Annotated in this window: 7 protein-coding genes; 2 read left to right on the forward strand and 5 right to left on the reverse strand. The window is 63.9% G+C overall.

Annotated elements, in window-relative coordinates:
* Nucleotides 1-72: 72 nt before the first annotated feature.
* On the forward strand, nt 73-564 hold the full coding sequence (locus CUJ89_RS37730) for a hypothetical protein (protein ID WP_152036629.1): 492 nt from the start codon (nt 73-75) through the stop codon (nt 562-564).
* 287 nt (nt 565-851) lie between these two features.
* Here CUJ89_RS37730 and mnmE read toward each other — a convergent pair whose 3' ends face one another.
* Nucleotides 852-2,246, reverse strand: a complete 1,395-nt coding sequence (gene mnmE / locus CUJ89_RS17545; RefSeq protein ID WP_114178423.1) for a tRNA uridine-5-carboxymethylaminomethyl(34) synthesis GTPase MnmE — start codon at nt 2,244-2,246, stop codon at nt 852-854.
* Between the two features lie 338 nt (nt 2,247-2,584).
* Here mnmE and CUJ89_RS17550 point away from each other — a divergent pair, with 338 nt between their 5' ends.
* Complete coding sequence (locus CUJ89_RS17550) at nt 2,585-3,019, forward strand: transcriptional regulator (protein WP_114178424.1); 435 nt, start codon at nt 2,585-2,587, stop codon at nt 3,017-3,019.
* A gap of 124 nt (nt 3,020-3,143) precedes the next feature.
* Here CUJ89_RS17550 and yidC read toward each other — a convergent pair whose 3' ends face one another.
* From yidC to rpmH, 4 genes are all read right to left on the reverse strand, one after another.
* The gene (yidC, locus tag CUJ89_RS17555) at nt 3,144-4,811 is read right to left on the reverse strand and encodes a membrane protein insertase YidC (RefSeq protein WP_114178425.1); all 1,668 of its coding nucleotides are present in this window, start codon (nt 4,809-4,811) and stop codon (nt 3,144-3,146) included.
* Between the two features lie 8 nt (nt 4,812-4,819).
* Nucleotides 4,820-5,086 carry a membrane protein insertion efficiency factor YidD gene (gene yidD / locus CUJ89_RS17560; protein WP_009694594.1) on the reverse strand — a complete coding sequence of 89 codons (267 nt, stop codon included), beginning with the start codon at nt 5,084-5,086 and terminating at the stop codon, nt 4,820-4,822.
* A 75-nt stretch (nt 5,087-5,161) separates the two neighbouring features.
* Nucleotides 5,162-5,623, reverse strand: a complete 462-nt coding sequence (rnpA, locus tag CUJ89_RS17565; protein WP_114178426.1) for a ribonuclease P protein component — start codon at nt 5,621-5,623, stop codon at nt 5,162-5,164.
* A 15-nt stretch (nt 5,624-5,638) separates the two neighbouring features.
* The gene (gene rpmH, locus CUJ89_RS17570; RefSeq protein WP_004198824.1) at nt 5,639-5,773 is read right to left on the reverse strand and encodes a 50S ribosomal protein L34; all 135 of its coding nucleotides are present in this window, start codon (nt 5,771-5,773) and stop codon (nt 5,639-5,641) included.
* Nucleotides 5,774-6,194: the final 421 nt, after the last annotated feature.

Below are 6,194 nucleotides of genomic sequence, written 5' to 3' on the forward strand. Positions count from 1 at the left end.
GACGCACTCGGGCGGTGCGCCTATCGGGGCACACCACACGGTCCCAGACAACGCGCCGCCGCGCATCGCAAAATGAAAGCTCATCTCAAAGACATCGTCGGACGTACATGGGTCGCGCTCACGGTATCCGCATGCATTAGCATCGCGCCCGCATCGGCATGCACCATTGCGGAATCAATTCGAATCCCGCTACCGCTAAACAACACCGATTTTTCTAATTCTGACAGACTAAAAATTGCTGACGCTGCAATCGAGGCGAAGACGTGGCCGAACGTTGAAATTCAAGCCGTCGTCATATCCGGTGCTTATACGAAGGAACGGAACGGCGAACGCCTTAAAGACGAGCGCGCCAAAGTTGCGGCCGCATATCTAACGCAACTAGGAGTCAAGAGTGAAAACATCATCATCGAAAAAAAGACGTTCACTGATGACATGGTACGAAATAGCGATGGAACGCTAGACTTGTATCAGATCGATATCGAACTAGCCCCGCTTTGCCGGGGTGGATGTCAAAAGCTCTGTGACGACCCGCGCGTGACGCCGCGAAGCAGAATGATCCAGTGAAAGCCATCGACTCGCTCCCCCAACTCGAGCCCGACCTGCAGCATTTGCAACGGTTCTACTAGCGCCTCGGTCCACGCATTCTCCCGGTTGATGCCGTGAAATATGCTTTTCCCGAACCCGTCGCTCGGACCGATGCCCCCGCCTTGGCAAGACTTCGCCAATCGATCCGCAAAGCGCCCCGGAGAATTTCAACGGAAGAACGCCAAAGCAGGCACCTCAGCCCACCATGCTGGCGACAGTAGCCCAACGACATCCGCTGCCAGACCTCGGCACCCCTCACCGTCCAATCACTTCCCGATACAAAACCTGCTGAAAATCACCCCCAGCAGATCATCCGAAGTGAACTCCCCGGTAATCGCATTGAGCTGTTCCTGCGCGAGCCTCAACTCCTCGGCAAACAGATCGAGCGACTGCGCCCGTTGCTCCGCATGATCCGCCGCCTGTGCCAAATGCTCCTGCGCGGCCCGCAACGCGATCAGATGCCGCTCGCGCGCGAGATACACGCCCTCAGCCCCCGCCTGCCACCCTGCGATCCGCAGCAGCTCCGCGCGCAGCATGTCGATCCCGTCGCCGCGCTTGGCCGACAGGTGCACCTCGGTCAGATCCCCTGCCGCCACCGGATGCTCGACGCAAGCCGGCACGCCGGTCAGATCCGTCTTGTTCAGCACGCGCACCACCGGCACGCCGCCCGGAAACCGCGCCGCGATCGTCCCGTCATCCGGCGTCATCCCCGTGCGCGAGTCGAGCAGATGCAGCACGACATCCGCGCGCTCGATCTCGCTCCACGTGCGCGCAATCCCGATCCGCTCGACTTCGTCCTCCGTCTCGCGTAGCCCGGCCGTATCGATGATATGCAGCGGAATCCCTTCGACCTGGATCGTTTGCGCAACCTTGTCGCGCGTCGTCCCGGCGATCGGCGTGACGATCGCCAGCTCCGCGCCGGCCAGCGCATTCAGCAACGACGACTTGCCGACGTTCGGCTGCCCCGCGAGCACGACCGACAACCCTTCGCGCAACAGCGCGCCCTGCCTCGCGTCACCGAGCACGTGCACGAGCTGCGCGCGGATCTTCGCGAGCTTGCCGCGTGCGTCGGCCGCTTCCAGGAAATCGATCTCCTCTTCCGGAAAATCGAGCGTCGCCTCGACCAGCATCCGCAGCGTGATCACGTCGTCGACCAGCGCATGGATCTGCCGCGAGAACGCGCCGTCGAGCGAACGCCCGGCCGAACGCGCCGCGGCTTCGGTGCTCGCCTCGATCAGGTCGGCGACGGCCTCGGCCTGCGCGAGGTCGAGCTTGTCGTTCAGGAACGCGCGCCGCGTGAACTCGCCCGGCTCCGCGAGCCGCAGGCCGAAGCCCCGCCCCGCGTCCAGGCAGCGCTGCAGCAGCAGCTGCATCACGATCGGCCCGCCATGCCCCTGCAGCTCGAGCACGTGCTCGCCGGTGTACGAATGCGGCGCCGGGAAATACAGCGCGATCCCGCGGTCGAGCGGTGCGCCGTGCTCGTCGAGGAACGGCACGTAGCTCGCATGACGCGGCGCAAGCTTCTGCCCGCACAACGCGTCGATCAGCGGCAGCGCGGCCGCCTCGCCGCCGCGCCCGAACGACACGCGGACGACACCGATGCCACCCCGGCCAGCAGCAGTGGCAATGGCGACGATCGGATCGGAATCGGTAGCGAGCATGGGAATCGGATGAATCGGGTGATCAGGCAGTGAGTGGTGCGCCCGCGCAACAGTTCGGGCATCGGGACGCCGGCATTGTAGCGTGCCGGCCCACACGCCACCGGCCGCCACGCAGGATTCGGACTCGCCCGAATTTATCCCGACGGGGATAAGCCGGGTATCAGTTCAGCGCAATGTCACGGCGGCCGTTTCGGACAAGTATGCCTGCCGGAGCGGCCTTACGCTGCGTCCCTCAATTCCATCGCCCATCCCGGGCAAGGTCGGGATTCGTCTGAATGGGATATGTTTATCCCATATGGTTGTCTTAAGTGCGGCGGTGGAATTGCACAATCTCCCCCATGCCGACATCCGAAGAAAAAGCCGCGTTCTCGGAACGCCTGAAATTCGCCCTGCGGCGCAGCCCGGAGAAGGTCGCCGGCGCGACGGAACTTGCGAACCGATTCAATCTGCGCCACCGCGGAGCGCATCCCGTTTCTCCGCAAACCGCGCACAAATGGCTGACGGGCCGCACGATTCCGACGTCGGACAAACTCGAAACGCTCGCCGAATGGCTGCGCGTCGAACAGCACTGGCTACATTACGGCCCGTCGCCGAGCGTGATCGAACACCCGACGCCGCAACCGTTGCCGCGCGACGAACGCTATCCGCCGACGCCCGAGACGATCGAACTCGCATCGAAGATCGAGGCACTGTCGCCGCATCAGCGCTACCTCGTCCAGGAACTGATCGAACAGTTCTACGGCGAACCGAAAGTCGAAGCGAAGAAAGCCTGAACGGAAACGGCACGCGCATCGCACGCCGCGCGCCGCCGTCCGGAAACAAAAAAGCCGCATGGATCGAACCATGCGGCTTTTTTGCGTACGCAGCGGGCGGAGGGCCGCCCGCGTGCGACAGGCGTCAGGCCGGTTTCTTCTTGGCCCCGCCGAGCTTGCGCGTGATGTAGTACTGCTGCGCGATCGACAGCACGTTGTTCACGACGTAGTACAGCACGAGGCCGGCCGGGAAGAAGAAGAACATCGCCGAGAACGCGATCGGCATGAACTTCATCATCTTCGCCTGGACGGGGTCCGGCGGCGTCGGGTTCAGGCTCGTCTGCACGAACATCGACACGGCCATCAGCACCGGCAGGATGAAGAACGGATCGCGCTGCGACAGGTCGTGAATCCACAGAATCCATGGCGCGCCGCGCATTTCGACCGACGCGAGCAGCACCCAGTACAGCGAGATGAACACCGGGATCTGGATCACGACCGGCAGGCAGCCGCCGAACGGATTGACCTTCTCGGTCTTGTACAGCTCCATCAGCGCCGAGTTCATCTTCTGCGGATCGCTCTTGAAGCGTTCGCGCAGCGCCTGCATGCGCGGCGTGATTTCCTTCATGCGCGCCATCGACTTGTAGCTCGCAGCCGACAGCGGGAAGAACACGGCCTTGATCAGCAGCGTCAGCAGCACGATCGCCCAGCCCCAGTTGCCGACGTAGCTGTGGATCTTCTCGAGCAGCCAGAACAGCGGCTTCGCGATGATCGTCACCCAGCCGTAGTCCTTCACGAGCTCCAGGCCCGGCGCGATGCCTTCGAGCATGCGCTCTTCTTCCGGACCGGCGAACAGGCGTGCCTGCACGTCGGCCGACTGGCCCGGTGCAATCGCGGCGACCGGCTGCTTCACGCCGACGCGGTACAGCGTCGGATCGATCTTTTCAGCGTAGATGTCGCGCTTCACGCCCGTCTGCGGAATCCATGCCGACGCGAAGTAGTGCTGCACCATCGCGACCCAGCCGTTGTCGGCGGAGGTCACGTAGTCGGCCTTGTTCTTGTCGAGGTCGCTGAAGTTGATCTTCTGGAAGTGCTTCGCGTCCGTGTAGACCGCCGGCCCGAGGAACGTGTGCGAGAACATCGGCGTTTCGACGGCCGTGTTGTCGCGGACGAGTTCCATGTAGACCGTCGGCGTGACAGGCGCCGTGCCGACGTTGTCGATCTTGGTATCGACGCCGATCACGTAGCTGCCGCGCGTGAACGTGTAGGTCTTCACGACCTTCACGCCACCCTTCACCGGCGATTCGAACGACAGCTTCAGCGTGTTCTGGTCGCCCGTCAGCGACGTCGCGCCGGCATTCACCTGCGAGTAGACGTCGTTGTGGTTCGGGAAGTCGCCGCCGAGCAGGCCCGAGCGCGCGAGGTACGTGTGGCCGGCCGTGTGGTCGAACAGCGTGATGTACAGGTCGGGCTGCTTGCCGTCGCCCTGCTTCTTCAACGTCAGCTTGGCGAGCGTGCCGCCGCGCGTGTCGATTTCGCCGTCGTACACGTCGGTCGAGAACTTCACGAGCTGCGCCTGGGCGGCCAGTGCCGTCGTCGTCGGTGCGGCGCCGGCTGCGGCGGCAGGCACTTCACCTGCGGTCGTCGTCGTCGCGCCCGTGCCCGATGCGCCGCCGGCAGCGGCCGCGGGGGCCGTCTGCGTGGCGCTCGGGAAGAACATCGACGGGCGCCCATGGGACCGCTGCCAGTTGTCGTACAGCATGACAGCTGACATGAAGAAGATCACCCATAGGACGGTGCGTTTGATATCCATGCGTTGTCTCAGAGTCGATGGGACCGCGCGTCGGCTTCGCCGCGAGCGCGAGTGTCGGAGTTGGGCGGCGGGACGAGGTCGATGCCGCCCGCGGAAAACGGATGGCATCGGCACACGCGCCTGACGGCGAGATACGTGCCGCGCGCGGCGCCATGATACTGGATTGCCTCGCGCGCGTAATCCGAACAGGAAGGATAAAAACGGCAACGGTTGCCGAGCAGAGGGCTCACGGCAACCTTGTAGAAGCGCAGCAAGGCGATCAATACCGTTTCCATACCTTGGGCGGCGCCGTTCGGCGCCGCGTCAAAACCGGCCGGGCGGGCGCGAACGCCGCACCGCGGACGGATGCGTCACTCGGACGCGGGCTTCGACGCGCGGCGGGCGATTTCCCGGACTGCCCTGTCGAGCAGTTCGCGGATTTCGGCCGCGCACATCGCCGCGAGCGGGGCGGAAGCCGCGCTCGGCAGCGCTTTCTTGTCGAAGCGCGTGTGCTGCCGCAGCAGCAGGTCGTAACCGGCGAATTCGGCCCGGCGCAAACGAAACGCGTCGCGCGCCAGCCGCTTCACCAGATTGCGTGTGACTGCACGCGGCGCGTACTTCTTGCCGACGACGAGCCCCAAACGCGCGGGTTCACCGGTCGGCTTGCCGTAGATCACGAAGTGCGCGGACCGCTGCCAGGGGCGCAAACGAAAAACGGATGAAAATTCATCCGTTTTCAGAAGTCGCGCAGCTTTCGGGAAGGCGGCTTTCGTCTGCGACGGATTCGCACCCGGCTCGACGGCCCCTTCCGCAGCACTGCGGACGGCGGACACAGCGCGCAACCTGCCTTAGATGGCGAGGCGCTTGCGGCCCTTCGCGCGGCGAGCGTTGATGACCTTGCGGCCACCTGCCGTCTTCATACGGACACGGAAGCCATGGGTGCGCTTGCGGCGCGTCACGGACGGTTGGTAAGTACGTTTCATGATGTTCTCACTTGTTCGAGAATGTCGAAATTCAGGGGACCGCGTGCCCTTAACCGGAGGCATTCGGGCGAACGCAATCGCCGGGAATACAGGATTGGTTTTCGCGGAACCCGCTATTTAAACCGTTTTTCTCTTGACGGTCAATACTTTAGGAGTCACTCGCCTGTGCCCGCCCCGGCCGATCCGGCCCCGCGCCCCACAATCGCAGCCTGTGGATAAGTCCCGCTGTGGCTGCGTTTGGCGTTAGAATCTCGCCTTATCTCCAAGAATCCCGCACGCCGCCTCGGCTCGCGCCTGCCTCTCCACGACTGTGACGCAGGCGTCCGAGGCACGCTCGCACGACCGCTTCGGGCCTTGTTGCGCAACCGCGACAAGGGCGCCGGCGAGCCGCACCGTGCATGCAAAAAACGACAGCGACTTG

Source organism: Burkholderia pyrrocinia (assembly GCF_003330765.1).
GTDB classification, from domain to species: domain Bacteria; phylum Pseudomonadota; class Gammaproteobacteria; order Burkholderiales; family Burkholderiaceae; genus Burkholderia; species Burkholderia pyrrocinia_B.

Bases quoted from the DNA above. Each gene is read 5' to 3' on its own strand.
- yidC (WP_114178425.1), bottom strand. From the start codon at position 4,811: ATGGATATCAAACGCACCGTCCTATGGGTGATCTTCTTCATGTCAGCT.
- mnmE (WP_114178423.1), bottom strand. From the start codon at position 2,246: ATGCTCGCTACCGATTCCGATCCGATCGTCGCCATTGCCACTGCTGCT.
- CUJ89_RS17550 (WP_114178424.1), top strand. From the start codon at position 2,585: ATGCCGACATCCGAAGAAAAAGCCGCGTTCTCGGAACGCCTGAAATTC.
- rpmH (WP_004198824.1), bottom strand. From the start codon at position 5,773: ATGAAACGTACTTACCAACCGTCCGTGACGCGCCGCAAGCGCACCCAT.
- CUJ89_RS37730 (WP_152036629.1), top strand. From the start codon at position 73: ATGAAAGCTCATCTCAAAGACATCGTCGGACGTACATGGGTCGCGCTC.
- yidD (WP_009694594.1), bottom strand. From the start codon at position 5,086: ATGGAAACGGTATTGATCGCCTTGCTGCGCTTCTACAAGGTTGCCGTG.